This is a genomic window from Olsenella massiliensis, from assembly GCF_001457795.1.
Classification (GTDB): Bacteria; Actinomycetota; Coriobacteriia; order Coriobacteriales; family Atopobiaceae; genus Olsenella_F; species Olsenella_F massiliensis.
In genome coordinates this window covers 82,088-108,278 of record NZ_LN898208.1, presented here as the reverse complement: position 1 = coordinate 108,278, position 26,191 = coordinate 82,088, and the positions used below count along the sequence as shown (strand labels likewise).

The window sequence follows — 26,191 nt, the reverse complement described above, 5'->3', positions numbered from 1 at the left end:
GAGGGCACACACACGATGAAAGCGATTGTTTGCGTCAAGCAGGTGCCGGACACCTCCGGCAACGTCGCCGTCAAGGAGAACGGTCAGCTCGACCGCGCCTCCATGGCGGCCATCACCAACCCCGACGACCTCAACGCCCTCGAGGCGGCCCTCAAGCTTAAGGACGAGACCGGCTGCGAGGTCGTCGTCGTCTCCATGGGGCCCCCACCGGCCGAGGGCATGCTGCGCGAGCTTCTGGCCCGCGGCGCCGACCGTGCCGTGCTGATCTCTGCCCGCGAGTTCGGCGGCTCGGACACCTTTGCGACGAGCCAGATCATCGCCGCCGGCGTCAACAAGATCGGCGTCGAGAAGGGTGACGTGGTCTTCTGCGGTCGCCAGGCCATCGACGGCGACACGGCCCAGGTTGGGCCCCAGATCGCCGAGAAGCTGGGCATCCCGCAGGTCTCCTATGTCACCGACATCCAGAAGGACGGCGACAAGCTCACGCTCAAGCGCCAGCTCGAGGACGGCTTCATGGTCATCGAGGTTGAGACCCCCTGCCTGCTGACCTGCATCAAGGAGCTCAACGAGCCTCGTTACATGAACATTCCCGACATCTGGTGCGCCTACGACAAGCCGCTCGAGGTCTTCAACTTCGAGACCCTCAAGGACGACCCGCTCATCGAGCTGGACACCATCGGCCTCAAGGGCAGCCCGACCAACGTCTGGAAGAGCTTCACGCCTCCCCAGAAGGGCGCAGGCACGATGCTCGAGGGCGTGGACGTCGCCGAACAGCTTGCGGCTCGCCTTGCCGCCAAGCACCTCATCTAAGGGAGGAGGGGTACATGACTGACTATGCTGAGTACAAGGGCGTCTGGGTGTTCTGCGAGCAGCGCGGGGGCAAGCTCATGCCCACCAACTTCGAGCTCGTGAGCGAGGCCCGCAAGCTCGCCGATGATCTCGGGCAGGACGTGGTCGCCCTGCTCCTGGGCGGCACGGGCGTCAGCAAGGTCGCCAAGGAGCTTGGCGGCTACGGCGCCGACGTCGTGAAGGTCTGCGAGGGGCCGCTGCTCGCCACCTACACGACGGACGCCTACACGAAGGTCCTGTGTGACAAGGTCAATGAGCACAAGCCCAGCGTGGTGCTCATCGGGGCCACGACCATCGGTCGCGACCTCGCGCCGCGCTGCGCGGCTCGCCTGCACACCGGCCTCACCGCAGACACGACCCACCTGGACATCGACACCGAGAAGTACGTCGAGTTCCTGCGCACGTCGTCCACGATCGACCTCTCGAGGCAGAAGTTCGACTACGAGGACAAGAACCTCAAGATGACGCGCCCCGCCTTTGGCGGACACCTCATGGCGACCATCGTCTGCCCGCGCTTCCGCCCCCAGATGGCGACGGTCCGCCCGGGCGTCATGAAGAAGGCGGCCTTTGACCAGTCCAAGGCAGACGACGTCAAGGTGGAGCTCGAGGACTTCGAGCTCTCCGAGGCCGACCTGCACACGAAGGTCGTCAGCGTGGAGAAGGCGGCCAAGGAGCTCGTCGACCTCACGGGCGCCGACGTGGTCGTCTCGGTGGGCCGCGGCATCTCCAGGGACGTCGAGGGCGGCCTCAAGCTCGCCAAGGAACTCGCCGACACGCTCGGCGGCGTCGTGGGCGCCTCGCGCGCCGTCGTTGACGCGGGCTGGATCGACGCGGCGCATCAGGTGGGGCAGACGGGTCGCACCGTCCGCCCGCAGCTGTACGTGACGCTCGGCATCTCCGGCGCCATCCAGCACGTCGCCGGCATGCAGGACTCCGGCTACATCGTGTCGATCAACTCGAACCCCGACGCCCCCATCTTCGAGATCGCCGACCTGGGCATCGCGGGCGACCTGTTCAAGATCGTTCCCGAGCTCATCAAGCAGATCGGCGTCATGCGGGCCCAGGGCCTGTAGGCGTCATTCGTCCCGAGGCGTCGGGCAGGGCCCGACGCCGGTAGTGCGGCACCCGTCAGACATGGCGTCTGGCGGGTGCCGCTCACGTCTCAATAGCCCTCACTTACCGCAAGCTTGAATCTTTTAAATGCGATATGAAATATAACATATGTGTGTGGAGAGCGGGGGAGCCCCGTTGCCAGCAGCCAGGAGAGAGAGTGATGGTGAGGCCTATGACCGGGTTTTGGTCCAGCAAGAAGCAGAAGAAGAGCGCACCTCCCTCAGACAAGGGCGCAGCGCGTCCCGTGAAGCCCGTCGAGCCCGACCGTGAGCCCGCGCCTGCGGCCGACGAGGGTGAGGACGTCGCAAAGGAGCCCGCGCACCTCAAGGCAGAGGCGGCCGCGCCCGCCGCTGAGGACGCACCTCAGCGCGTCGAGGAGCCTGCCGCGCCCGCGCCGACGCCCGTGCAGAACGCAAGTCAGAAAGAGACGAAGGAGGAGTTTGGCATGTTGTATCAGACCACGGAGGCCCACGAGAAGCTTCGTGCAGAGGTCAGGGCATTTGCCGAGAGCGAGATTGCGCCCATCGCGTTCCAGCTCGACCAGCAGAACGAGTTCCCGACCGAGGCGGTCAAGGGCTATGGGACCCATGGCTGGATGGGCATCCCGTATCCCAAGGAGTACAGCGGCGCCGGCCTTGACGTGCTGAGCTATGCCATCGCCGTCGAGGAGCTCTCCCGCGTCGACGGCGGCGCCGGCGTCATCCTCTCCGCCCACACGTCGCTGGGCACCTTCCCGATCGCCGAGTTCGGCAACGAGGAGCAGAAGAGGAAGTATCTCGTGCCCCTCTGCACCGGCGAGCACATCGGCGCCTTCGGCCTCACCGAGGAGAACGCCGGCTCCGACGCCTCGGGCACCCAGACGACCGCCGTTGACAAGGGTGACCACTGGCTGCTGAACGGATCCAAGATCTTCATCACCAACGCCCCCAAGGCCGACACCTACGTCGTCTTCGCCTCCACGGCGCCCGAGCTGGGCAACCATGGCATCTCCGCGTTCATCGTCGAGAAGGGCTGGGACGGCTTCACCTTCGGCGAGCACTATGACAAGATGGGCATTCGCTCCTCCTCGACCGCCGAGCTCATCTTCAACAACGTGAAGGTCCCCAAGGAGAACCTCCTGGGCGAGGAGGGCAAGGGCTTCAAGATCGCCATGGCGACCCTCGACGGCGGCCGCATCGGCATCGCCGCGCAGGCGCTCGGCATCGCCCAGGGCGCCTATGAGAAGGCTCTCGCCTACGCCCGCGAGCGCATCCAGTTCAACAGCCCCATCGGCACGAACCAGGGCATCTCGTTCAAGCTCGCCGACATGGCCACCAAGATTCGCGCCGCGCGCTTCCTCGTCTATTCCGCGGCCGAGTGCAAGCAGAACCACGTGCCCCGCTACGGGCGCGAGGCCGCCATGGCCAAGCTCTACGCCTCTGACATCGCCCTCGAGGTCGTCAACGACGCCCTCCAGATTCATGGCGGCAGCGGCTTCATCAAGGGCATGGAGGTCGAGCGCGCCTACCGTGACGCCAAGATCACGACGATCTACGAGGGCACCAACGAGGTCCAGCGCATCGTCATCGCCTCCTACGAGCTGGGCCGTCTCGGCAAGAAGAAGGAGACCGGCAAGAAGGCCGCCAAGGCGCTCTTCGGCCCTGTCATGCCCGCCACCGGCCCGCGCAAGCTCAAGATCTTCAACGACGCCGACCAGCAGGCCAACGTCGACGCCGTTGTCGCGGCGCTGAAGGCCGACGGCTATGACTTCAGCGTCGGCATCCCCGCCGACACCCCGATCGTCGACGCCGAGCGCGTCGTCTCGGCCGGCAAGGGCATCGGCGACAAAGAGAACATGAAGCTCATCGAGGACCTCGCCCAGGCCGCCGGCGCCGCCATCGGCTCCTCCCGTCCCGTGGCCGAGACCCTCAAGTACGTCCCCCTCAACCGCTATGTGGGCATGTCGGGCCAGAAGTTCAAGGGCAACCTCTACGTGGCCTGCGGCATCTCCGGCGCAAAGCAGCACCTCAAGGGCATCAAGGACGCCTCCACGATCGTCGCCATCAACACCAACGCCGGCGCGCCCATCTTCAAGAACTGCGACTACGGCATCGTGGGCGACGTGAACGAGGTCCTGCCGCTGCTCACCAAGGCGTTCGGCACCGAGGAGAAGCAGCCGGCCGGCGAGATGGTCAAGATCAAGCGGCCGCACATGCCCAAGCCCGATCCCATTGGACCCACCATGGTCTGCTCCGGCTGCGGCTACGAGTACGTGCCCGAGCTTGGCGACGCCGAGGCCGAGATCGTCCCGGGCACGCTGTTCAGCGAGCTGCCCTCCGACTGGGTCTGCCCCGAGTGCGCGGAGCCCAAGGACAACTTCGTCGATAGGACGCATCTCGGACTGTAGCGCTCGTATCCGACAATGCCTGGCGGGCCCGGGCGACCGGCTTGGGCCCGCGACGAAAGGAGAGACATGTACTGCGTACGCAACGTCACCGATGACATTTATTGGATCGGCGCAAATGACCACAGGACGCACCTGTTCGAGAACATCCATCCCATCCCGCAGGGCGTCTCCTACAACTGCTACGTCCTTCTCGACGAGAAGACGGCCATGTTCGACACCATCGAGTGGGGCCAGGGCCGTCAGATGATGTCCAACCTCGAGCACGTGCTCGACGGCAGGGACCTTGACTACCTGGTCGTCAACCACCTCGAGCCCGACCACGCCGCCTCGACCGGCCTCATCCTCAGCCGGTATCCCAACGTCAAGGTCATCTCCTCCGAGAAGTGCTTCATGCTCATGCACCAGTTTGGCTTTGACGTCGATGCGCACGAGCAGATCCAGGTCAAGGAGGGTGACACCTTCTCCTTCGGCAAGCACACGGTCACCTTCGTCGAGGCTCCCATGGTCCACTGGCCCGAGGTCATGGTCACCTTCGACCTCACCGAGGGCGTGCTGTTCTCGGCGGACGCCTTTGGCGGCTTCATCGCCAACGACGGCAAGCTCTGGAGCACGGACGTGGACTGGAAGGCCAACAACCTCGACGAGATTCGTCGCTACCACTGCAACATCGTCGGCAAGTACGGCCCTCACGTGCAGCTCCTTCTGGGCAAGGCCGCCACGATCCTCGACAAGATCAAGATCGTCTGCCCGCTTCACGGCCTCATCTACCATGCCGACGACGACCTCATGACCTACATCGACAAGCTTAACCACTGGTCGAGCTACACCCCGGAGGAGAAGGGCGTCCTCATCGCCTACGCCTCCATGTACGGCAACACCGAGTCCGCCGCCCAGGCGCTCGCGAGCGCGATCTGCGAGAAGGGCTTCACGAACGTCAAGGTCTGCGACATCTCCGAGACGCACGTGTCCTACCTCATCGCCGACGTCTTCAAGTACTCGCACCTGGTGCTCGCCTCGCCGACCTACAACCTCAACATCTATCCCGTCATGGAGAACTTCCTCAACGAGATGCGCATGCTCAACATGCAGAACCGTCACGTCGCCATCATCGAGAACGGCTCGTGGGCGATCACCTCGGGCGACCTCATGCAGGAGTTCCTCGAGGACGAGATGAAGGACATGACCGTCATGAACGAGCGCATCTCCATCGCCTCCTCGCTCTCCGGCGACAAGAAGCGCGACGTCGATGACATGGCGCAGGCCATCATCGACTCCATGGAGGAGGTCACCTGCGACCCCGCCAAGCGTTTCGAGAAGAAGCAGCACTAGACGACCGGCGTCGCCCCGCGTCCGGGGCGGCGGGCCTGGCATGAGTGCGGCGCGGGCGTCCCTCGGGGCGCCCGCGCCTGTCGTCTGCGGTGCTGGCCCGGTGGGTCAGAACGGTGCGATTCGCGCGACGAGAGGGCTTGAAACGTTCAGGCAAAGGGATTAGAATCGCCTAAAAGTTAAATAAGGCTAACTTTAGTCAAGCAAGATTGGAGCGGTCATGCGACTGCCAGTCACCCAAGCCCTCCCTTCCTACGAACGCCTGAAAAGACGTTGCGCGGGCGCGCTTCTCGCGCTTCTGGGGGTCGTCCTTTCCCTCAGCCTCCTGAGCGCCTGCCCCTCGGGGCCCACGGCGGGCGCCGGCCGCAAGCCCAAGGTCCTGACCACGTTCACCGTCATCCAGGACATGGCGCAGACCATAGCCGGCGACCACCTGAACGTCCAGTCCATCACCAGGCCGGGGGCCGAGATCCACGACTACGAACCCACTCCCGAGGACATCGCCCGCGCCGCGGACGCCGACCTCGTGCTTGACAACGGCCTGGGTCTCGAGCGGTGGTTCGAGCGGTTCATGACCGACTCGCACGCGCGGCGCGTCACGCTCTCTGACGGAGTCGAGCCGATGAGGATCGCGGAGGGGGAGTACGCCGGCAACGCCAACCCCCACGCGTGGATGTCTCCCGCCAACGGGAAGACATACGTCGACAACATCGTCACGGCCTTCTGCGAGCTCGATCGTGCCCATGCCGACGAGTACCGAAGGAACGGCGAGGCGTACAAGCGCGAGCTGGATGGCGTGTCGGACGAGCTCAGGGAGGGCCTCTCCCAGCTTCCCGAGGGCCAGCGCACCCTTGTGACCTGCGAGGGGGCGTTCTCGTATCTCTGCCGCGACACGGGCCTGAGGGAGCTGTACCTCTGGCCGGTCAACGCCGAGAACGAGGGCACGCCGCAGCAGGTGGCGGCCGTCGTCGCCGGCGTGCGAGCCGCCGGCGTGCCAGCGGTCTTCTGCGAGTCAACGGTGAGCCCCAAGCCCATGCGACAGGTTGCGGACGAGACGGGCGCCACGCTCTGGACCGATGCCGACCACATGCTCTACGTGGACTCACTTTCCGACGCGGACGGCCCCGTACCCACGTATCTCGAGCTCTTGAGACACGATGCCCACGTCATCGTCGAGGGGCTCGCGAAAGGGGGCGCGAGATGAGCGACGTCCTGAGTGGCACCCCTGCCATAGGGGTGGACGATGTCAGCTACCGCTATGCGGGATCGAGTGAGTGGGCGCTCAGGGGCGTGAGCCTCCAGCTTGCCCCGGGGAGCCTCTGCGCCCTCGTCGGGGCAAACGGAGCCGGGAAGTCAACCCTCTTCAAGCTGCTCGTCGGCCAGCTGACGCCCCAGAGGGGCCGCGTCAGCTACGACGGGCGAGACGTGGACGCCGTCCTGGGGAGGGGGCTCGTGGGGTACGTCCCCCAGAGGGACGCCACGAGCGCGAGCTTTCCCCTCTGCGTCGAGGACGTGGCCATGATGGGTCGCTACGCCCTCATGGGCCTCACGAGGACCCCCCGAGACGCCGATCGTCGTGCCGTGGAGGAGGCCCTGAGGCGGTGCGACCTCTGGGAGCTGCGGCGGCGTCAGGTGGGCGAGCTCTCGGGAGGACAGGCGAAGCGCATGTTCGTCGCGCGCGGCATCGCCCAGGGCGCGCACCACCTCCTTCTTGACGAGCCCTTTGCCGGCGTTGACAAGCGCTCGGAGGCGACGATCGCCGGGCTCCTGCGCGAGCTCGCGCAGGATGGCGTGTGCGTGCTTGCCGCCGTGCATGACCTACGGATGGCGGCAACGTCCTTCGACGAGGCGGCGCTCCTGGACAGGACGGTCATCTGCCAGGGGCCCGCGCGCCAGGCGCTCAGCCCCGCCGCCATCGAGCGCGCCTTCGGCGTGGACGCTCGCTTTGCCACGGGGATGGTGGCCTAAGATGGGGGCCCTGGGAATCGCGGAGCTCCTCAGCCTCGGCTTCATCCAGCGCGCCCTCGTCGCGGGCATCGCCATCGCGCTCGTCTGTGGCACCATCAGCTGCTTCGTGATACATCTGGGCTGGTCGCTCATGGGTGACGCCGTCTCGCACGCCGTTCTCCCCGGCGTGGTCCTCTCCTATGTGCTGGGGGTGCCGTACCTTTTTGGCGCCCTGGCGGCTGCCCTGGTGGCCGTGGCCCTCATGGAGCGCGTGGGGGAGGGGGGCGCCCTTTCCTCGGACACCTCCATGGGCATCGTCTTCACGACGCTCTTCTCCCTGGGGACCGTGCTCGTGTCCAAGGTGCCCAGCCAGGTGAACCTCACCCACATCCTCTTTGGGAACCTTTTGGGCGTCACGCCCCAGGACCAGACGCAGCTGCTCGTCCTGGGAGCGATCGTCCTGCTCTGGGTGGCGGTCCGCAGGAGGGACCTGGCGCTCCTCGCATTTGACCCTGACCACGCCCAGGCCCTGGGTCTGCGGCCCCGCCGGCTCGGCAGGTTGCTGCTCGTCGCCCTCGCCGTGACCGTGGTCATCTCGCTCCAGGCCGTGGGCATCATCCTGTCTGTCGCCCTGCTCGTGACCCCGGGTGCCACGGCGCGTCTCATCACGGACAGCCTGTGGCGCATGATGGTGATCGCGCCCCTGGTGGCCGTGCTGGCCGTTCTGGTGGGCATCGGGGCGAGCGTCGCCTTCAACGCCTCCACGGGAGGTATGATCGGCGTCGCCCTGGGGGCGCAGTTCGCCCTGGCCGAGCTCCACTCCTTCCGTCGCCAGGCCCGCGCTCAGGCCGCATGACGGGCAGGCCTCTCTGGGGGGCCTGCGTTGTCTGTGGAGCCGCCCGCCCGTTTGCGCGAGCGGCGGGGCGGGGCGGTATACTTGCGACGAACGTTGAGTGATGTCTGGACCTTCGCGGGGCTGGACGCATCGAGAAAGCGAGCTTTTTGTGGCAACTCTCAGCATCAATGACCTCAAGGTGGGCCTCGGCGTCAACATCAAGGGCAAGGACTGCGTCATCCTCGAGGCCCAGCACGTCAAGCCGGGCAAGGGCAACACCTACGTGCGCACCAAGTATCGTGACATCCGCACGGGCCGCGTGAACGAGGAGAACTTCCAGCAGTCCGCCAAGTTTGACAGCGTCAACATGCAGACGCGCGAGATGCAGTACCTCTACAGCGACGGCGACACCTTCTGGTTCATGGACATGGAGTCCTTTGAGCAGATTCCCGTCGAGAGGGACCTGGTGGGCGACAACGTGAAGTTCCTCAAGGAGAACGACGTCTGCCTGCTGCAATACGCCAACGACGTGCTCTACGCCGTCCAGCCCCCCACCTTCGTGGAGGTGGAGATCACGCAGACCGACCCGGGCTTCAAGGGCGACACCGTCCAGGGCGGCACCAAGCCCGCCGTCATCGAGACCGGCGCCACCATCCAGGTTCCCATGTACCTCAACCAGGGCGAGCGCATCAAGGTGGACACCCGAGACGGCAAGTTCGTCTCGCGTGTCTAGCGTCCTGCGCCCATGACTCACGACGGGACCTGCGTGCCGCGGCGGCATGCGGGTCCCCTGCCCTAGGGGCCCTATCGACCCGTGTGCGGGTATACTACAAGGTCGAGACGGCGCCCGCGTGCGCCCCACGTCGAAAGGAACAAGATGAGCGAATCCGAACTCCTCGTTGCCGGCATAGGCGTGTCGAGGGACGTCCTCACCACCATCGTGACCCTCGCCGCCGAGAGGGTCGAGGGAGTGGTGCGCGTGGGGGGAAACGACATCGCCTCCAGCCTCATCTCGGTGTTCACCAGCAAGAGCACCTCTCCCGAGGCGGCCGTGGAATCCGTCGTCGAGGGCGGTGATTTGCGCGTGACCGTGCATCTGGCGGTCTTCTACGGCTACCCGTTCGTCGCGCTCGCCTCAAACGTGCGCCAGGCCGTCGCCGCGGCCATCCGCGAGCAGGTGGGCGTCGAGCCCAAGGCCGTTGACGTCTGCATCGACAGCCTTGTCTTTCCCAAGGAGTAGGGACGTGTCAGAGACTTGCTTCCGCGGGCGCACCCTCGCCCGCAGCCAGGCCGTCCAGCTGCTGTACCAGGCCGAGTTCTCACGCAGGAGCGTCAGGGACGTCCTGTCGTGCTCGTACGTGGTCTCGGGCGCCGTGCCCGGCGACTACGTCATCGCCCGTGTCCGCCCCGGCAGGCCCAACGCGCTCGAGGACCCCGACGACGGCAAGGTCTGGGTGTGGAGCGAGTTCGCGGGAAGCCGGACCGACGGCGAGGCCGCCGGCGACTTCGTCCGCGTGCGCCTGCGCGCCGTGGGCGACCAGGGTCTGCTCGCCGTGCGCGCACACGGCTTCAAGCTGCTGGTCTGGGATGACGCCCGCGAGGGCTACGTGTGCGCCCTCTCCCGCAGGGAGGAGCCTCTCGCCTTTGACATGGGCCCGGCCGGCTGCTTCGTCGCGGACGGGCACGGCGGTTCCTATGAGGTCGTCGAGGCGTCGGGCATCGTCGATGACTATGCCCGGGAGCTCGCCTGCGGCTGCGACGCGCTCAGGGTCCCGCTCGACCACATCCTGGACGAGACCTCTCCCAACTGGGGCGTCTCGCGCATGCCCTCGCTTGACCGCAACCTGCTCAGGCTCGCCCTCTTCGAGATGCTCGCCGTCGACGCGGTTGACGTCTCCGTGGCCATCGACGAGGGGGTCGAGCTGGCAAAGGCATACGGCACCGATGACTCCTCGCGCTTCGTGAACGGGGTCCTCGGCAGGGTCGCCGACCGCATCGAGCAGGGTGACGACGTCATCGGCCAGGCCCGCCTCGCCGTGGAGCGCGCCATGACCGAGCAGGCGACGTGCGAGGGGGGCACGTCTGACGGCGACGGCGCCGCGGGGCCGGCGGCGCCTCGCTCGGGGGGCGGCGCGACGTGCGCGAGTACGACCTGCACCCCCGGCGGGGCCTGCCTCTTATCCACATCTAGATGTGTATAAGAGACAGGCGGAGGGCGACGGGGCGGGCGAGGGGTCGGGAGCAGCCACGCCGGCCGAGGGCGCCCGGACGGCCGTTGCGGCCCCGCACGACGGGGAGGCCCTGGCATGACGCGCCCGGATGCCGCCGGCTATCATGACATCGAGACGATTCAGGGCCGCCTTGACGAGATCATCGCCGCCGTGCGGGACAAGGACGCCTCGCTCGAGCGCTCCCTCGACCTGTTCGAGGAGGCGGTCGCCCTGGGATCCAAGGCCGTCGACCTGGTTGACATGACCGAGCTCTCGTCCCGCGAGGCCGCGCAGCTCGCGGCGGGCGAGGCCGCTCGTCCCGCCGAGGGACGCCCCGGCCACGTCACGGACGTCGCCGAGGGGTGAGGCGCCCGTGGCCGCCGGACGGGACAAGGTTTCCAAGCTGCGCCTGGACGAGCTGCTCGTCAGGCGCTCGTTGTTTTCCACGACGGACGAGGCGCTGCGGGCCATCATGGCCGGCGACGTCTCGGCCGCGGGCAGGCGCCTGAGCTTTGCGGGGGAGCGCGTCCGCGAGGACCTCGACGTCCACGTGCGCGGCGGCAGCGCCTACGTGGGACGCGGCGGCCTCAAGCTCGAGCGGGGCCTCGAGGCGTTCGGGGTGGACCCCACGGGGCTCGCCTGCCTTGACGTGGGCTGCTCGACGGGCGGCTTCACCGACTGCCTGCTCAGGCATGGGGCGCGCAGCGTCCTTGCCGTCGACGTCGGCTACGCACAGTTTGCCTGGTCGCTTCGATGCGACGCGCGGGTGGAGCTGCTCGAGCGCACCAACGTGGTTGACCTGCCCACGCCCGAGCGGGCGGGGAGCATCGACCTGGCGGTCTGCGACGTCTCCTTCACCTCGGTCAGGACGGTGCTGCCTGCCGTGGCGCATCTTTTGGCTTCGGACGGGTCGTTCCTGACGCTGGTGAAGCCCCAGTTCGAGGCAGCTCGCGCCGACGTGGGCGAGGGCGGGGTCGTGCGTGACGCGGACGTGCAGGTCGGGGCCCTCAGGAGCGTGGCGGCCGCCTGCGTCGAGCGGGGGCTCTCGCCCCGCGCGGCCTGTCCGAGCCCCCTGCGCGGGCACAAGGGAAACCGGGAGTTCCTGCTGCTGGCCCGGGCGGCGGGGCGGGGCGCCGAGGGCGACCTTGACCTCGAGGCGGTCGTGCTGCGGGGCGCCTGCGTCGTCGCCTAGCGCGCACGGACGGGACGCATGCGTCGCAGCCATGCCATGGGGATGCTACACTGCAGGTGGCCCATGGCCAGGTCCATCAGTTTGGGGAAAGGCGGCGACATGAGGGTTCTTCTCGTTCCCAACTACTCGCGCCCCGAGGCCGTCGGGGGCGCCAGCCGCCTCGCCGCCTGGCTCGAGGGCGAGGGCGTCGAGGTGCGCTGGGCCCATGACAAGAAGCTGTTTCCCGATCGCGTCGTCGACCTAGAGGGCGTCGGCCTCGTGGTGTCCTTGGGCGGGGACGGCACCCTGCTGCGCGCGGCGCGCATCGTGGAGTACGCCGAGATTCCCATCGTGGGGCTCTCGTACGGTCATCTGGGCTTCTTGACCTGCGGCGGGCCGGACGAGCTCGTCGAGGTCGTGCAGTCGGCGCTCGACGGCACGATGCACGCGTCGCATCGCGCCACGCTCGACATACGGGCGACCTTCACCAAGCCTGACGGCTCCGAGTTCGTGGAACGGCGCTTCGCCCTCAACGACCTGGCGCTCACCCACGGCGTCAAGGGCGACATGATCGCGTTTGACGTGTCCGTCTCGGGCCACCACATCGACCGCCTTCGCGGCGACGGCTTCGTGGTGTCCACCGCCACCGGATCGACGGGCTATGCCCTCGCCGCGGGCGGCCCCATCGTGACGCCGGAATGCACGGGGATGATCTGCGTGCCGGTGGCCCCGCACTCCATCAGGGCGCGCGCGTTCATCACCGCGCCCGACGACGTCGTCGAGATTCAGATCACGCGAGAGCGCGCGTCGGAGCGCCTCTTCTTTGCGGACGGCCAGCCCATCGGCGAGGGGCTTTGGGGCGAGCGCGTCTCCGTCAGGCGCGGTCCCGGTGACGTCATCCTGCTCGACCGCAGCGTCCAGAGCTTCTATCGGAGCGTCTCGCGCGTGTTCTATGGGGACAGCCGGTCATGATTGACGAGCTTGCCGTACGAGACGTCGCCCTCATCCGCGAGGCGACGATCGAGCCCGCAGCCGGCCTCACGGTTCTGACCGGCGAGACCGGCACGGGCAAGACCGCGCTGCTCACGGCCGTCAAGCTGATCATGGGCGAGCGCGCCGACGTCGGCTCGGTGCGCGAGGGCGCGCAGGGGCTGCTGGTCGAGGGCCGCCTCTTCTTGCGCGACGGGGACCCTGACGGCGTGGTGGTGAGCAGGGGCGTGGGGGCGGACGGCCGCGGGCGCGTGCGGATCGACGGGCGCGTGGCCTCGGTGCGCGAGCTCGCCGAGGGCGTCGGGGCCTCCATCGACCTCTGCGGCCAGCACGAGCATCAGCGGCTCATGCGGCGCGAGACGCACGTCGGGCTTCTCGACGCCTGGGCCGCAGACGAGGTCGGCCCCGCTCGCGTCGCCTACGGCCAGGCCCTTGAGGACGCCCGTGCCGCCCGCGCCGAGCTGAGGCGCCTCGTCGAGCTGACTCAGGCTGCCGACGCCCGCCTCGAGGACGCCAGCTTCACGCTCGAGCGCATCGACGAGGTCGCCCCGCTTGAGGGGGAGCTCGAGCGAATCGAGGAGGGGCTGCCGCGCTTTGAGCATGCCGACGCGCTGTTGCGGGCCGCGACGGGGGCCCACGACGCGATCGTGGGCGACGGCGGCATGGAGGACGCCCTCTCGGACGTCATTCAGGGCCTGCGCGACGCGGCCGGCTTCGACGCGCGCCTCGAGGGGTTCGCCTCCTCCCTTGAGAGCGCCCTCATCGACATGGGGGACGTCGCGAGCGAGCTCAGGCGCTACGGCGACGGGGTGGACGTGGACGAGGAGGCCCTGGCGCGCATGCAGGAGCGCATGGCCCAGCTCCAGGGCCTCATGCGTCGCTTTGGTCCCGGCATGGACGACGTCCTTGCGCGTCGGCGCGCCGCCCTTGAGATCGTGGAGTCGGCCCGCGACGGAGGCCGTCGCCTGAAGAGGGCGCGCTCGGCGCTCGACGCGGCGGAGGCGCGGCTTGACGCGGCGGCCGACGAGCTCGACCGCGTGCGGGGCCTCGCCGCGCCCCGACTGATGGCGGCCATCAACGAGCAGCTGCGCTTCCTCGAGATGGGCACGGCGCAGGTCGAGATGGACATGAGCCGCCGGCCCCGCCGCCTCTGGGCCGAGGACGGTCCCAGCGAGGTCGAGCTGCTCTATCGCCCCGCAGCCGGACTCTTGGCCAGGCCGCTGCGCAAGATCGCCTCGGGAGGCGAGGTCAGCCGTGTGATGCTGGCCTGCAAGGCGGTCCTCGGCGACGCCGACGGCGTCGAGACGCTCGTCTTCGACGAGATCGACGCCGGCGTCGGCGGCTCCGCGGCCGTCGCCCTGGCACAGGTCCTCGCCCGTCTCGCCCGGACCCACCAGGTCATCGTCGTCACGCACCTGCCGCAGGTCGCCGTCGTGGGGATGCGTCACTACGTGGTCGAGAAGAGCGCGGGGGCGCACCCTCAGACCACGCTGCGCCTCGTCGAGGGCGAGCAGCGCGTCCGCGAGGTCGCCCGCATGCTCGCCGGAGATGAGAGCGATGTGTCGATTGCCCATGCCCGGCAGCTGCTCGGGCTGACGTAGGGTTATCATTGTCTCCCGTAAAAGCGTCAGGACATCTCTTACGGGAGGCTTCGGCTATGACCAAGCACATCTTCGTCACGGGCGGCGTGGTCTCGTCCCTGGGCAAGGGCATCACGGCGGCCTCGCTGGGCCGCCTTCTCAAGGCGCGGGGCTACAAGGTCATGATGCAGAAGGCGGACCCCTACCTCAACGTCGATCCGGGCACCATGAGCCCGTTCCAGCACGGCGAGGTCTTCGTCACCGAGGACGGCAAGGAGACCGACCTCGACCTGGGCCACTACGAGCGCTTCATCGACGAGAACCTCACGCGCGAGTCCAACTTCACCACGGGCCTCATCTACCAGTCGCTCATCAGTCGCGAGCGCGCCGGCGACTTCCTGGGCGGCACGGTGCAGGTCATCCCTCACGTCACCGACGAGATTAAGCACCGCTTCCTGCGCATCGAGGAGCAGACCCAGGCCGACGTCGTGATCACCGAGCTGGGCGGCACGATCGGCGACATAGAGGGGCAGTCCTTCGTGGAGGCCATCAGGCAGTTTCGCAAGGAGAAGGGCTCGCGCAACACGCTCGTGATCCACGTGAGCCTCGTCCCCTACATCGCCGCCGCCCACGAGGTCAAGACCAAGCCCACGCAGCACTCCGTCAAGGAGCTGCGCTCCATGGGCATCCAGCCCGACCTCATCGTCTGTCGCTCGGACCACGAGGTGGACGCCGCCATCCGCGCCAAGATCGCCCACTTCTGCGACGTCGACGAGGACTGCGTCTTTGAGAACTCCGACTGCCCGTCCATCTACGACGTGCCCGCCCACCTCGCCTGCCAGGGCTTTGACGCGAAGGTGCTCGAGAAGCTCGGCCTTGAGGCGCGCCCCGGCGACCTCGCGGACTGGACGAGCTTCACGGACCGCATGCACGGCGCCAGCGCCGTCGTGGACCGGGTGAGCATCAAGGTCGTGGGCAAGTACGTCCAGCTCCCCGACGCCTACCTCTCCGTCATCGAGGCGCTGCATCACTCGGGCGTGTATTACGGGCGCAACGTTGACATCGAGCTCGTCGACGGCGAGGAGTTCGACGCGACCAACGTCGCCGAGGTCCTGGCGGACGCCGACGGCATCCTGGTGCCGGGCGGCTTTGGCAAACGCGGCGTCGAGGGCAAGATCCTCTCGGCCGGCCTCGCCCGCACGCGGGGCATCCCGTACCTGGGCGTGTGCCTGGGGCTGCAGGTCGCCGTGTCCGAGTTTGCCCGCAACGTCTGCGGCCTTGCGCATGCCAACTCCGCCGAGTTCGAGCCCGCGTGCCCCCATCCGGTCATCGGGCTCATGCCCGACCAGCAGGACGTCACCGACAAGGGCGGCACCATGCGCCTGGGCGCCTATCCCTGCAAGGTCCTGGGGCCCCTGGCGCTGGAGGCCTACGGCAAGGAGCTCGTCTACGAGCGCCATCGGCATCGCTTTGAGGTCAACAACGCCTACCGCAAGCAGCTCGTCGAGGCGGGTCTCGTCATTGGCGGCCTGTCACCCGACGACCGGCTCGTCGAGATGGTCGAGCTTCCCGAGGACGTCCACCCCTGGTTCGTCGCCAGCCAGGCCCATCCCGAGTTCAAGAGCCGTCCGACGAAGCCGGCGCCCCTGTTCAGGGAGTTCGTGCGTGCCGCCATCGCCCGCCACGAGGGCGTCGCTCGCCGCGAGGTCGTGCCTGCGACCTTGGCCGGGTGAGGGCTTGGACCTGGCTGCCGCGCGTCTGGAGTATCTTGACTACCTGAGCGTCGAGCGGGGGAGCTCGCCGCGCACGGTGGAGGCCTACGCGCGCGACCTCGACCGATACCTGGCGTTTTTGGGCGAGAGGGGCGTCAGCCTGCCCGACGACGTCACGAGGGGGCTGATCGAGGCGTACGTCGCCCGACTGGGCGAGCGCGGGCTCGCCGCCTCGTCGGTGCAGCGGGCGATCTCGGCCATCAAGGGCTTCCATCGCTTCATGGTGAGCGAGCAGGTCTCCGACGCCCAGCCCGCAGCTGACGTCCCGCTGCCCAAGAAGCCCGAGCGCCTGCCCGAGACCCTCTCGCGCGAGCGCGTCTTTGCCCTGCTTGACCAGCCATTCTCTCAGGAGCCTGCGCCCACGCCGCGCGCGGGGGGCACGCTCGGCTATGACAACGTGGCCCGCTTCCATCGGGACAAGGCCATGCTCGAGGTGCTGTACGGCTGCGGCCTGCGGGTGTCCGAGCTGTGCGGGCTCGACCTGAGGGACCTGTCGCTGGACGACGAGCTCGTCCGCGTGCTGGGCAAGGGATCCAAGGAGCGCCTGGTTCCCCTGCTGGGCACGGCACAGGCGGCCCTCGCCCGCTATCTGGGGGATTGGCGCGACGTGCTCCAGGCGCACGGCAGGACGACCCAGGCGGTGTTCCTGAGCCAGAGGGGCACTCGCATCACGCGTCAGGCGACCCATCGCATCGTCGAGCGCTACGGCCGCATGGTGGGCGTGGAGGGCCTGCATCCCCACGCCTTGAGGCACAGCTTCGCGACGCACCTCCTTGAGGGAGGGGCCGACCTGCGCGTGGTGCAGGAGCTGCTGGGCCATGCCAGCGTCGCGACCACGCAGCTGTACACGCATGTGGACCGAACGCACGTGAGGATGGTGTACCTGGAGGCGCATCCCCGGGCGCGGAGCTGACCGTCTGAGGCCCGCCGTGCCGGGCGCGTCCGCGCCCTGGCGGGGCGTGTGGGTCGATGGGACGGCCTCCCACCATCCAGATGACGAGCCGCTGACGCCTGGCGGCATTTTTTTATGACGCCTACCTGCTAAAACATATATTCTTCACATATGAGGTGCCTTGTCCGTTCCGAGGCTTCCTGGCGTTTGTGCCAACAAACACCTGTTCTCGCTAGATATGGTAGGAAGATTCGTCATCATCGCCCGTCGTCTGCAAAATATAGACCGTCTGAGGGGTAAAGTGTCGGAAAGTGTTGCAAGGTGTTTCTCTTGACCGTATAGTTGAGTCACGCCTTCAAACGGGAGTCCCCGACAGGAGCGAAGGGGGAGAGGGATGTACCTGACCGGCACCTACAAGCACAACCTGGATGCCAAGTCTCGGGTCACCCTTCCCGCAAGCTTTCGCAAGCAGGTCGGCGACCAGGTCTGCCTGGTCCCCGTGGGAGGCGCGCTCTTTGGCTTTACCCCCGAGAGCCATCAGGCGTGGATTGACAGCTTCTTTCCCGGCGGGTTCAACCCGCGCAACCGGAAGGACGACAAGCTGCGCCGTGCGCTCGCCTCGAAGACCGTCACGGTCGACGTCGACTCGGCCGGCAGGCTTGCCCTGGGCAAGGTGGACGCCGCCGCGATCGAGAAGTGCGGCATCGAGCGCGAGGTGGCCATCGTCGGCAACATCGACCACTTCGAGATCTGGGACGCGCCGAGCTTGGACGCGCAGCTTGACGAGCTGGACGAGGATCTTGAAGACCTGATGTTCACCGACTAGGGGGGAGTGCCTTGACAAGGGAATATCGGCACGAACCGGTGATGATCGACGAGGTCGTGCGCGAGCTGGGACCCCGACCGGGAGAGGTCGTCTGTGACTGCACCCTGGGCGGGGCGGGACATTCCATCGAGCTCGCGCGGCGCGTGCAGCCGGATGGCCTGTCCATTGGCATCGACCAGGATGACATGGCCCTCACAGCGGCGTCGGCACGCTTTGAGACGGAGCTTCCCCAGGCGCGCACGCGCCTCCTCAAGGGAAACTTCGCCTCGCTTGACCAGCTCCTCGTCGGAGCTGAGGTCATAGGGGTTGATTGCTTCCTGTTTGACCTCGGCGTCTCGTCCCCGCAACTCGACATCCCGGAGAGGGGCTTCTCATATAACGAGGACGCCCCGTTGGACATGCGCATGGATCCGGACAATGGAACCCTTACCGCAGCAGAGGTCACGAACACCTACAACGAAGCAGACCTCGTCCGGATTCTGCGCATGTACGGCGACGAGAGGTTCGCCCCCCGCATCGCCCGCCTCATCGTGCGGGAGCGAGAGAGGCAGCCCATCGAGACGACGCTACGCTTGGCCCAGATCGTGAAGTCCGCGATCCCCGCGGCCGGGCGGCGCCATGGCGGGCACCCGGCGCGCAAGACCTTCCAGGCCCTGCGCATCGAGGTCAACCATGAGCTCGACGCGCTGGACCAGGGCCTCAGGGCCGCCGTCAGGTGGGCGAACGCGGGCGGCAGGATCGCCGTCATCTCGTATCACTCGCTGGAGGACCGCATCGTCAAGCACGTGTTCCATGAGCTGTCGCAGGGCTGCGTCTGCCCTCCCGACCTGCCCGTGTGCGCCTGCGGTCACGTGCCGATAGTCAAGGTGAGGACGAAGAGGCCTCTCGTCGCGAGCGACGAAGAGGTCGCGGCCAACCCACGGTCGCGCAGCGCCCTGCTGCGCGTGGCGGTCAAGTTGGACGTCACGAGCACGTAGGGCATCGGACGACCTCGGGTTTTGGCCCGACGCAAGGCACCACCGCAGCACCACCGCATCACACCGCAGCTCAGACGAACTACCCACACACCACCACGCGCCCCTCAAGGACGCGACGCAAGGAGAGCTTACGATGGCCTACCTCGGATCGGCCGCATATCGCCTCGACGTCCTGGAGGCGCAGCCACGACATGACGAGCGCGCCACGTTCGAGGTGCTTCGCGGCGGCGGCCTGGACGCCGAGGCGCGACGCGGCGTGTCGCGGGCGTTCCTCGCGCGCATCAAGGTCTTTCTCGCCTGCATGGCCTTCGTGGTCGTCGTGGGCAGCGGGCGCGTGGCCGTCTCGATCATGACGGTTTCGAGCATGCAGGCAAACGCTCAGACGCAGAGCTCCATCGCCGACGCGCAGGCGCTCAACACGGGTCTTCTCATGGCCCAGTCCCAGCTGCGCGCCTCCTCGCGGATCGAGAGCATCGCCACGGAGAACTACGGGATGGTGGCCTCGACGAGCGCGGCGCAGGTCCGGGGCTCTGCAGGAAATGCGCAGACCCCTTCCCAGGGCTAGTTTTCACGGTCGTTGTCGTACACTCTCAACACGTGAGACGCAGACGCACATATTCCGGTCCCTCGGGGACGCGTGGAGGGGGGGCTTCCTTTGACGAGGCCCCTCTTCGGCTCCATGGTGACGATGAGGCCCCCCGCATCGATGACGCCCGCTTCGAGGCAGGTCGCACCGTGCTCGCCTTCGCCCTCGCCGCCGTGGTCGGGATCGTCTGTGCCAAGCTGATCTGGCTCCAGGTCGTTGACGCCCCCGCGCTGAAGGCCGCCGCCGCGAGCCTCAGCTCCAACGAGGTGGCCATCGAGGCCAGGCGCGGCACCATCTATGATCGCAACGGCAACGTCCTCGCCATCAGCGTGGACTGCACCACCGTCTACTGCAACCCCCGCGAGATCGAGGACGTCACCGCCGCCGCCGTCGCCGCCTGCGAGGGGGCCTCCGCCACGGCCTGGCCGCAGATTCTCAGGGCTCCCGGCGTCCCGCGGCTCTTAGGCAGCGAGGGGCGGGCGTAGCGATGGCCCTGACGATTCCTTCTGACATGCGCCCTCTCCTGCGTCCCTCCGCGGCGGCGCTCGAGCCGTATGACCCCGCCTTCTCAGAGGTGCGCATCAACCTCTCGGCCAACGAGAACACCCACGAGCTGCCTCGGGCGGTGCGCGAGTCCCTGGACGGGGCCCTGCGCCAGCTGCCCACCAACCGCTATCCCTCGGCGCTTGCGGACGACCTGCGCGCCCTCGTCGCCGACTGGCACGGCGTCGGGCCCGATCAGGTCGTCGTCGGCAACGGGGGAGACGAGCTCCTCTTTAACCTGCTGCTCGCCTTTGGGGGCGCCGGCCGGCCCCTCCTCACCTTTCCTCCCGACTTCAGCGTCTACGGGCTCTATGCGGGTCTGGTCGAGACGCCCGTCCTCAGGGTGGGCCGCGACCCGGAGACGTTGCGCGTCAACGAGGCGGCCGCGCTTGAGGCTGCGCCATCCGCCAACCTGGTCATCGTCACGACTCCCAACAATCCCACGGGGGACGTCGTGTCGCCCGACTTCGTCGCCGCCCTCTGCGACGCCTGTCCCGGCGTCGTCCTCGCCGACGAGGCGTACGTCGAATTCGCAGGCGACGGCGCGGACTGCGCGGCGCTTCTCGAGGAGCATGCGAACCTCGCAGTGCTGCGCACGCTCTCCAAGGCCTACCAGCTCGCCGGCGTGCGCCTGGGGTACGTGCTCGCCAACCCGGCCGTCGTCGCCGCCCTGGCCGCGGTGCGCCAACCCTATTCGGTGAACGTGCTGTCGCAGGCGGCCGCCTCCGTCGCCGTCCGCCTGCGTGAGGAGTTCGAGCCCAGCATCCGGGAGATTCGCGAGCAACGCGAGCATATGCGCACGCGACTGGAGGGCCTTGCGTCCAAAGGCGTGAGGACCTGGCCCAGCTCGGCCAACTTCCTGCTCGTGCGGCTGCCCCGGGCGCACGAGGTCTGGGGTCGCCTGCGCGACGAGCACTCGATCCTCGTGCGCGACTTCTCCGCCGCGCCGGCCCTCGCCGACTGCCTGCGCATCACCGTCGGCACGCCCGCCGAGAATGACGCCGTCATCACGGCCCTCGGCACCCTATTGGACGAGCGACCCTGAACGGGAGGCACTTATGAGCACCAGACAGTCATCGCGCAAGGTCACGCTCACCCGCACGACGGGCGAGACGGACGTGACGGTCAGCCTCGACCTCGACGGGACGGGGCGCTGCGACGTCGGCACGGGCGTGGGATTCTTTGACCACATGCTCGACGCGCTCGGCCGTCATGCCCTGATCGACCTTGAGGTCAAGGCCACGGGCGACAGCTGGGTGGACGACCATCACACGGTCGAGGACGTGGGCATCGTGATGGGTCGCGCGCTGCGCCAGGCGCTGGGTGACAAGGCCGGCATCCGGCGCTTCTCGGACGTCTGCGTCGCCATGGACGAGACGCTCGTGCTCGCCGCCATCGACGTCTCGGGGCGCGGCGAGCTGTATTGGGAGCTTCCCATCCCCGCCCAGAAGGTGGGCGGCTTTGACACGGAGCTCGCCCGCGAGTTCTTTAGCGGCCTCGCCCGGGACGGGGGCATCACCCTGCATGTGCGCCGCCTCGCGGGCGAGAACTCCCACCATCTCATCGAGTGCGCCTTCAAGGCCGTGGCGCGCGCGCTGCGCGCGGCGGTCGAGGGTGACCCGCGCGTGAGCGACGTGCCCTCGACCAAGGGGAGCCTCTGATGGCGGCGGGGCGGATCGTCGTCGTCGACTATCATCGCGGCAACCTGCAGAGCGTCGTCAGGGGCCTGGAGGCCGCAGGCGGCCTCGTCACCGTCACGGACGACCCCACGCTCATCGCCGGGGCCGCAGGCGTCGTGCTTCCGGGGGTGGGCGCGTTCGAGGACGCCATGGGCTTCATCCGTCAGGGCGGCCAGGCCGACGCCATCATGGCGGCCCTGGGGGAAGGGACGCCCTTCCTGGGCATCTGCCTGGGGCTTCACCTGCTCTTTGACCGTGGTTCCGAGCGCTCGTCAGAGGGCGGCCCCAGTCCGTGGGGCGGGACCTGGGTGCCGGGGCTCGGGGTGCTCTCGGGCTCGGTCACGCGCCTGCCCTCGGGACGTCTCAAGGTGCCCCACGTGGGATGGGACCAGATTCACCTGACCGACGTGGGCCAGCGCTGCCCCCTGCTCGTGGACGTTCCCGAGGGCGGCAACGTCTACTTCACGCACTCCTTCGCCGTGGACGAGGGAGTCGACGGCACCCTCGTCGCCGCCAGGACGCACTACGCGCGCAGCTTCGCCTCCTGCGTCTGGCGCGACAACGTCTTTGGGGTCCAGTTCCATCCCGAGAAGTCCTCCGCTGCGGGGCTTCGCATCCTCTCCAACTTCGTGCGCATCGTGCGCGGCTAGGGGGACGCATGCTTCTCTTTCCTGCGATCGACCTCGTTGCGGGCAAGGTCGTGCGCCTCAGGCGGGGCGACCGGGCGCACATGGACGTCTATGCGGACGACCCCGTGGCGGTCGCGCGAGACTTTGCCGCCCGCGGCGCCACCTGGGTGCACGTGGTGGACCTCTCCGCCACCTTCGGCGAGGACGACGAGGCCCTGCGCGCCAATCGCAGGGCCATCGAGGGCATCTGCGGCGTGGAGGGCATCTCGGTGGACGTGGGCGGCGGCGTGCGGAGCCTTGGGGCGATCGACCGCCTCGCGGGTTGCGGCGCCCGCCGCATCGCGCTGGGGACCGTGCTCGTGCGTGACCCTGACCTCGCGCGCAGGGCCGTCGAGCGCTACGGCGACCTTCTCGTGGCCGACGTCGCCGCGACAGACGGCGCGGTTCGGGTCAACGGCTGGCGCGACGGCGCGGGGCTGGGCGTCGACGAGCTCGTGGGCCGCCTTGCCGAACTCGGCTTTGGCCACCTGGTCTTTACGGACGTCTCGCGTGACGGCATGCGCACGGGCGTTGACGTCGCGACCTACGAGCGGATCGCGCGGGTGGCGGGCTTTCCGGTCGTGGCATCGGGAGGCATCGCGACTTTGGACGACATCCGGGCGCTTGCGGGTCTCGGCGACGCGGTCGTGGAGGGGGCCATCTGCGGGCGCGCGCTGTACGAGGGGGCCTTCTCGCTCGAGGACGCCCTCAGGGCCGCCCGCCGCTAAGGAGGACATATGCTGGCGAAGAGAGTCATACCCTGCCTGGACGTGCGCGACGGTCGCGTGGTGAAGGGCGTCAACTTCGTGGGCCTGCGTGACGCGGGCGACCCCGTCGAGCTCGCGAGCGCCTACGACCGGGCCGGCGCGGACGAGGTCGTCTTCCTCGACATCACGGCGACGTCGGACGACCGCACGACGACGGTGGACCTTGCGAGCCGGGCCAGTCGCGAGCTGCACGTGCCCTATGCCGTCGGGGGAGGCTTCAGGGACGTCGCCGGCATGGCGCGCATGATCTGCGCCGGCGCCGACAAGGTCTCCGTCAACTCCGCCGCCGTCCGGGACCCCTCCATCATCACCTCGGCCGCCGCCGCGTTCGGCAGCCAGGCGGTCATCTGCGCCATCGACGCGCGGCGGACGGTCCGCGACCGGGACCGCTGGGAGGTGTACGTCGCGGGCGGTCGGACGGCGACGGGCGTCGACGCCGTCACGTGGGCCGAGGAGGCCTGCCGGCGGGGTGCGGGCGAGATTCTCCTCACGAGCATGGACAAGGACGGCACGAAGGACGGCTTCGACCTTGCCCTCACGCGCGCGGTGTCTAGGGCGGTGCCCATCCCGGTCATCGCCTCCGGCGGCGTGGGGACGCTCGAGCACTTTGCCGAGGGCATCCTCGAGGGCGAGGCGGACGCCGTGCTCGCCGCGAGCGTCTTCCACTTTGGGACGTTCACGGTCCGCCAGGTGAAGGAGTACCTTGCGAGCCAGGGCATCCCCGTGCGCCTTGACTTCTGAGCGGAAAGACGGATGCGGGCGCCGTCGACGCGACGCCCGGGAAGGAGCGAGCATGAGCGAGGTCGCGCCCGCGGGCCCGCAGGTCGCCTTCGACGGGCGGGGCCTGGTCCCCGTCGTCGTCCAGCAGGAGGGCTCGGGCGAGGTGCTCATGGTCGCCTGGGCCAACCAGGAGGCGTTGGACCTCACGCTCGAGACTAAAACGAGCTGGTTCTGGAGCAGGTCGCGCCAGGAGCTCTGGAACAAGGGCGCCACGAGCGGCAACGTGCAGACGGTGAGGCGCGTGCTCGTCGACTGCGACGGCGACACGCTCCTGTACGTGGTGGACGCCGCCGGCCCCGCCTGTCACACCGGTCACCGAACGTGCTTCTATCGAGAGCTTCTTTTTCCGGCCAAGACGGCCGGAGACCACGAGTGAGGGGGATGGTCATGGGCGTTCGCACGGAAGGCGTCGTCGAGGGCGACCTGGGCAGGACGCTCTCGTCGCTTGCGGGAACGATTCACGGTCGCTGGGGTCATGACCCCCAGGGCTCCTACACGGCGAGGCTCCTCACGGGCGAGGCGGACGCGCTGCTCAAGAAGCTCGCGGAGGAGGCGAGCGAGGTCATCATGGCCTGCAAGGACGACGACCACGACCACATCCGCTACGAGATGGGCGACCTTCTCTACCACCTGATGGTGACGGCGGAGCGCTATGGCGTGACGCCCGAGGAGCTTGCGGGGGAGCTTGACGCGCGCATGCGCTAGGATGCGCGTCCGCGAGGCACGCACGTGTCGGTCGGGCGGCGCGAAGGGCTCGCGCGGCAACGCCCGGCTGCCTTGGCGGCGCCCTTTGTGGCCCGCAAAAACGCGTATGAAGTTCCGCTTGAGGGTTGGCCTGCTCAAATCACACAAACGGCGCAATATTTCAAAGACTGCCCACATTGCCGCAAATCACCAGATGCAGGGCCGTATGCGCTTTGTCGCTCCCGTGCGTCGCCCGTTCGTTGGCAGAGCGTATCAGCCCGTCTTCAGCGTAAGGTGGTAGCATCTGTGCCTGATACGGCCCGAATATGCACATGGATGCGAGAGGATGGAAGCGAGGTCACATGAAGAGGCACTGGTACGCACCACTTGCAGTGATCGTCTCGGCAGGCATAATCATCTCTGCGACCCCCACTCCCTCGTTGGCGGACACGCCCCAGCACCTGCAATCGCAGCTGAACGACGCCCGATCCCAGCTCGACAGCCTCTACGGGCAGGCCGAGCGGGCGTCCGAGGCGCTCAACGAGACCAAGGTCCAGCTGGACGACACCAACAGCAAGATCAGCGAGACGCAGGAGCAGATCGAGCAGAAGCGCCAGCAGCTCGCCGACGCGCAGGCGGACCTCAAGAGCCGCGTCTCGGACGACTACACGGCAGGCAGCAAGTCCATCCTTGACATACTCTTCAGCTCGTCCAGCATCGAGGACCTCACGAGCAGCATCTACTATGCCAACAAGATGAACGACGCGGAGACGAGGTCCATTCAGACGGTCCGCGACCTGCAGCAGCAGCTCGCCGACGAGAAGAGCCAGCTCGAGCAGCAGAAGAGCGAGCAGGAGCAGCTGCTGCGGAGCCAGGAGGCCCAGCAGGCGGAGCTCGCGAGCAAGGCGGCGAGCGCCCAGTCCTACGTGAACTCCCTGAGCGGCGAGCTCCAGCAGGCCCTCGCCGAGCAGGAGGCCGCCCGCAAGGCCGAGGCTGAGAAGGCGGCCCAGGAGGCCGCGGCCGCGGCGGCGAGCAATGAGGGCAGCTACGTGAGCGCCGAGGAGACGCAGCGGCCCACGACGGGCAACGGCTCCAACAACCAGCCCAACAACGGCTCCGACAGCCACTCCGGCAGCACCGGGGGAACCTCCCCGAACTCGGGAACGACCACTCCCGGCGGCTCCAACGGCGGCGGAAACTCCTCGCCCTCCAACGCCGCCTGGCGCAACACCGTCGTCTCGGCCGCCTACTCCATGGTCGGCGGACACTATGACTACGGCTCCTACGACCCCGGGTCGAGGACCTTCGACTGCTCCGGTCTGGTCAGCTACTGCTATGCGGTGGCCGGCTACAGCGTGCCGCACTCCTCCGCCTACCTGCGCGCCTTCTGCGGCAAGCCTGCCTCCCAGGCCGTCGCGGGCGACATCGTGTGGCGCGCCGGGCACGTCGGCATCTGCATCGGCGGCGGCAGGACCATCGAGGCCATGTCGCCCAGCCAGGGCATCACCTTTGGTTCGACGGGCGACTTCGTGCTGGCCGGCTCCCCGGCCTAGCGCTCATGGGGCTCTGCCGCGCACGCGCGGTCGCGCCTTGAGGCGATGCGACGAGGG

Annotated in this window: 28 protein-coding genes; all 28 read left to right on the top strand. The window is 68.0% G+C overall.

Annotated elements, in window-relative coordinates:
* Positions 1-15: 15 nt before the first annotated feature.
* The 28 genes from BN3001_RS01045 (at position 16) to BN3001_RS00910 (ending at position 26,134) form a co-directional block, all read left to right on the top strand.
* Complete coding sequence (locus BN3001_RS01045; RefSeq protein WP_058269977.1) at positions 16-810, top strand: electron transfer flavoprotein subunit beta/FixA family protein; 795 nt, start codon at positions 16-18, stop codon at positions 808-810.
* A gap of 14 nt (positions 811-824) precedes the next feature.
* Positions 825-1,922, top strand: a complete 1,098-nt coding sequence (acrA, locus tag BN3001_RS01040) for an acryloyl-CoA reductase electron transfer subunit beta (RefSeq protein ID WP_058269976.1) — start codon at positions 825-827, stop codon at positions 1,920-1,922.
* A gap of 212 nt (positions 1,923-2,134) precedes the next feature.
* Positions 2,135-4,348 carry an acyl-CoA dehydrogenase family protein gene (locus BN3001_RS08745; protein WP_197407429.1) on the top strand — a complete coding sequence of 738 codons (2,214 nt, stop codon included), beginning with the start codon at positions 2,135-2,137 and terminating at the stop codon, positions 4,346-4,348.
* Between the two features lie 66 nt (positions 4,349-4,414).
* Entirely contained in the window at positions 4,415-5,677 is a 1,263-nt protein-coding gene (locus BN3001_RS01030; protein ID WP_058269975.1) for an FprA family A-type flavoprotein, read from the top strand.
* 217 nt (positions 5,678-5,894) lie between these two features.
* Positions 5,895-6,878, top strand: a complete 984-nt coding sequence (locus BN3001_RS01025) for a metal ABC transporter substrate-binding protein (RefSeq protein ID WP_082629873.1) — start codon at positions 5,895-5,897, stop codon at positions 6,876-6,878.
* The gene (locus BN3001_RS01020) at positions 6,875-7,642 is read left to right on the top strand and encodes a metal ABC transporter ATP-binding protein (protein ID WP_058269974.1); all 768 of its coding nucleotides are present in this window, start codon (positions 6,875-6,877) and stop codon (positions 7,640-7,642) included. Before BN3001_RS01025 ends, BN3001_RS01020 begins: the two co-directional genes overlap by 4 nt.
* Before the next feature lies 1 nt (position 7,643).
* Entirely contained in the window at positions 7,644-8,477 is an 834-nt protein-coding gene (locus BN3001_RS01015; RefSeq protein ID WP_058269973.1) for a metal ABC transporter permease, read from the top strand.
* 148 nt (positions 8,478-8,625) lie between these two features.
* Positions 8,626-9,189, top strand: a complete 564-nt coding sequence (efp, locus tag BN3001_RS01010; protein WP_058269972.1) for an elongation factor P — start codon at positions 8,626-8,628, stop codon at positions 9,187-9,189.
* 144 nt (positions 9,190-9,333) lie between these two features.
* Positions 9,334-9,696 carry an Asp23/Gls24 family envelope stress response protein gene (locus tag BN3001_RS01005; RefSeq protein ID WP_058269971.1) on the top strand — a complete coding sequence of 121 codons (363 nt, stop codon included), beginning with the start codon at positions 9,334-9,336 and terminating at the stop codon, positions 9,694-9,696.
* 4 nt (positions 9,697-9,700) lie between these two features.
* Positions 9,701-10,657 carry a transcription antitermination factor NusB gene (gene nusB, locus BN3001_RS08665; RefSeq protein WP_058269970.1) on the top strand — a complete coding sequence of 319 codons (957 nt, stop codon included), beginning with the start codon at positions 9,701-9,703 and terminating at the stop codon, positions 10,655-10,657.
* Positions 10,658-10,762: 105 nt separating this feature from the next.
* Positions 10,763-11,032, top strand: coding sequence for an exodeoxyribonuclease VII small subunit (locus BN3001_RS00995; RefSeq protein WP_058269969.1), 270 nt, complete (start codon positions 10,763-10,765; stop codon positions 11,030-11,032).
* A 7-nt stretch (positions 11,033-11,039) separates the two neighbouring features.
* Positions 11,040-11,858: a TlyA family RNA methyltransferase gene (locus BN3001_RS00990; RefSeq protein WP_148362910.1), complete on the top strand. Its 819-nt coding sequence runs from the start codon at positions 11,040-11,042 to the stop codon at positions 11,856-11,858.
* 99 nt (positions 11,859-11,957) lie between these two features.
* The gene (locus BN3001_RS00985) at positions 11,958-12,809 is read left to right on the top strand and encodes an NAD(+)/NADH kinase (protein ID WP_058269968.1); all 852 of its coding nucleotides are present in this window, start codon (positions 11,958-11,960) and stop codon (positions 12,807-12,809) included.
* On the top strand, positions 12,806-14,428 hold the full coding sequence (locus BN3001_RS00980; RefSeq protein ID WP_058269967.1) for a DNA repair protein RecN: 1,623 nt from the start codon (positions 12,806-12,808) through the stop codon (positions 14,426-14,428). Before BN3001_RS00985 ends, BN3001_RS00980 begins: the two co-directional genes overlap by 4 nt.
* 56 nt (positions 14,429-14,484) lie before the next feature.
* Positions 14,485-16,140, top strand: a complete 1,656-nt coding sequence (locus tag BN3001_RS00975; protein WP_058269966.1) for a CTP synthase — start codon at positions 14,485-14,487, stop codon at positions 16,138-16,140.
* Between the two features lie 4 nt (positions 16,141-16,144).
* Complete coding sequence (locus BN3001_RS00970; RefSeq protein WP_058270009.1) at positions 16,145-17,092, top strand: tyrosine recombinase; 948 nt, start codon at positions 16,145-16,147, stop codon at positions 17,090-17,092.
* A gap of 373 nt (positions 17,093-17,465) precedes the next feature.
* The gene (locus tag BN3001_RS00965; protein WP_058269965.1) at positions 17,466-17,897 is read left to right on the top strand and encodes a division/cell wall cluster transcriptional repressor MraZ; all 432 of its coding nucleotides are present in this window, start codon (positions 17,466-17,468) and stop codon (positions 17,895-17,897) included.
* Between the two features lie 11 nt (positions 17,898-17,908).
* Entirely contained in the window at positions 17,909-18,874 is a 966-nt protein-coding gene (gene rsmH, locus BN3001_RS00960; RefSeq protein ID WP_058269964.1) for a 16S rRNA (cytosine(1402)-N(4))-methyltransferase RsmH, read from the top strand.
* Between the two features lie 133 nt (positions 18,875-19,007).
* Complete coding sequence (locus BN3001_RS00955) at positions 19,008-19,439, top strand: FtsB/FtsL family cell division protein (protein WP_058269963.1); 432 nt, start codon at positions 19,008-19,010, stop codon at positions 19,437-19,439.
* Positions 19,440-19,609: 170 nt separating this feature from the next.
* Entirely contained in the window at positions 19,610-19,945 is a 336-nt protein-coding gene (locus BN3001_RS00950; RefSeq protein ID WP_058269962.1) for a hypothetical protein, read from the top strand.
* Positions 19,946-19,947: 2 nt separating this feature from the next.
* The gene (gene hisC / locus BN3001_RS00945) at positions 19,948-21,048 is read left to right on the top strand and encodes a histidinol-phosphate transaminase (protein WP_058269961.1); all 1,101 of its coding nucleotides are present in this window, start codon (positions 19,948-19,950) and stop codon (positions 21,046-21,048) included.
* A 13-nt stretch (positions 21,049-21,061) separates the two neighbouring features.
* Positions 21,062-21,664 (top strand): imidazoleglycerol-phosphate dehydratase HisB, encoded by a 603-nt coding sequence (hisB, locus tag BN3001_RS00940; protein ID WP_058269960.1) that lies wholly within the window; start codon positions 21,062-21,064, stop codon positions 21,662-21,664.
* Positions 21,664-22,332 carry an imidazole glycerol phosphate synthase subunit HisH gene (hisH, locus tag BN3001_RS00935; RefSeq protein ID WP_058269959.1) on the top strand — a complete coding sequence of 223 codons (669 nt, stop codon included), beginning with the start codon at positions 21,664-21,666 and terminating at the stop codon, positions 22,330-22,332. The genes hisB and hisH overlap by 1 nt, the downstream gene beginning before the upstream one ends.
* Positions 22,333-22,340: 8 nt before the next feature.
* Positions 22,341-23,078 (top strand): 1-(5-phosphoribosyl)-5-[(5-phosphoribosylamino)methylideneamino]imidazole-4-carboxamide isomerase, encoded by a 738-nt coding sequence (locus BN3001_RS00930; protein ID WP_058269958.1) that lies wholly within the window; start codon positions 22,341-22,343, stop codon positions 23,076-23,078.
* Between the two features lie 9 nt (positions 23,079-23,087).
* On the top strand, positions 23,088-23,858 hold the full coding sequence (gene hisF / locus BN3001_RS00925; protein WP_058269957.1) for an imidazole glycerol phosphate synthase subunit HisF: 771 nt from the start codon (positions 23,088-23,090) through the stop codon (positions 23,856-23,858).
* Between the two features lie 52 nt (positions 23,859-23,910).
* A complete protein-coding gene (hisI, locus tag BN3001_RS00920; RefSeq protein WP_058269956.1) occupies positions 23,911-24,273 on the top strand; it encodes a phosphoribosyl-AMP cyclohydrolase in 363 nt (120 codons plus the stop codon).
* 11 nt (positions 24,274-24,284) lie between these two features.
* Positions 24,285-24,602: a phosphoribosyl-ATP diphosphatase gene (gene hisE / locus BN3001_RS00915; RefSeq protein WP_058270008.1), complete on the top strand. Its 318-nt coding sequence runs from the start codon at positions 24,285-24,287 to the stop codon at positions 24,600-24,602.
* A 341-nt stretch (positions 24,603-24,943) separates the two neighbouring features.
* Positions 24,944-26,134 carry a coiled-coil domain-containing protein gene (locus BN3001_RS00910; protein WP_148362909.1) on the top strand — a complete coding sequence of 397 codons (1,191 nt, stop codon included), beginning with the start codon at positions 24,944-24,946 and terminating at the stop codon, positions 26,132-26,134.
* Positions 26,135-26,191 lie beyond the last annotated feature (57 nt).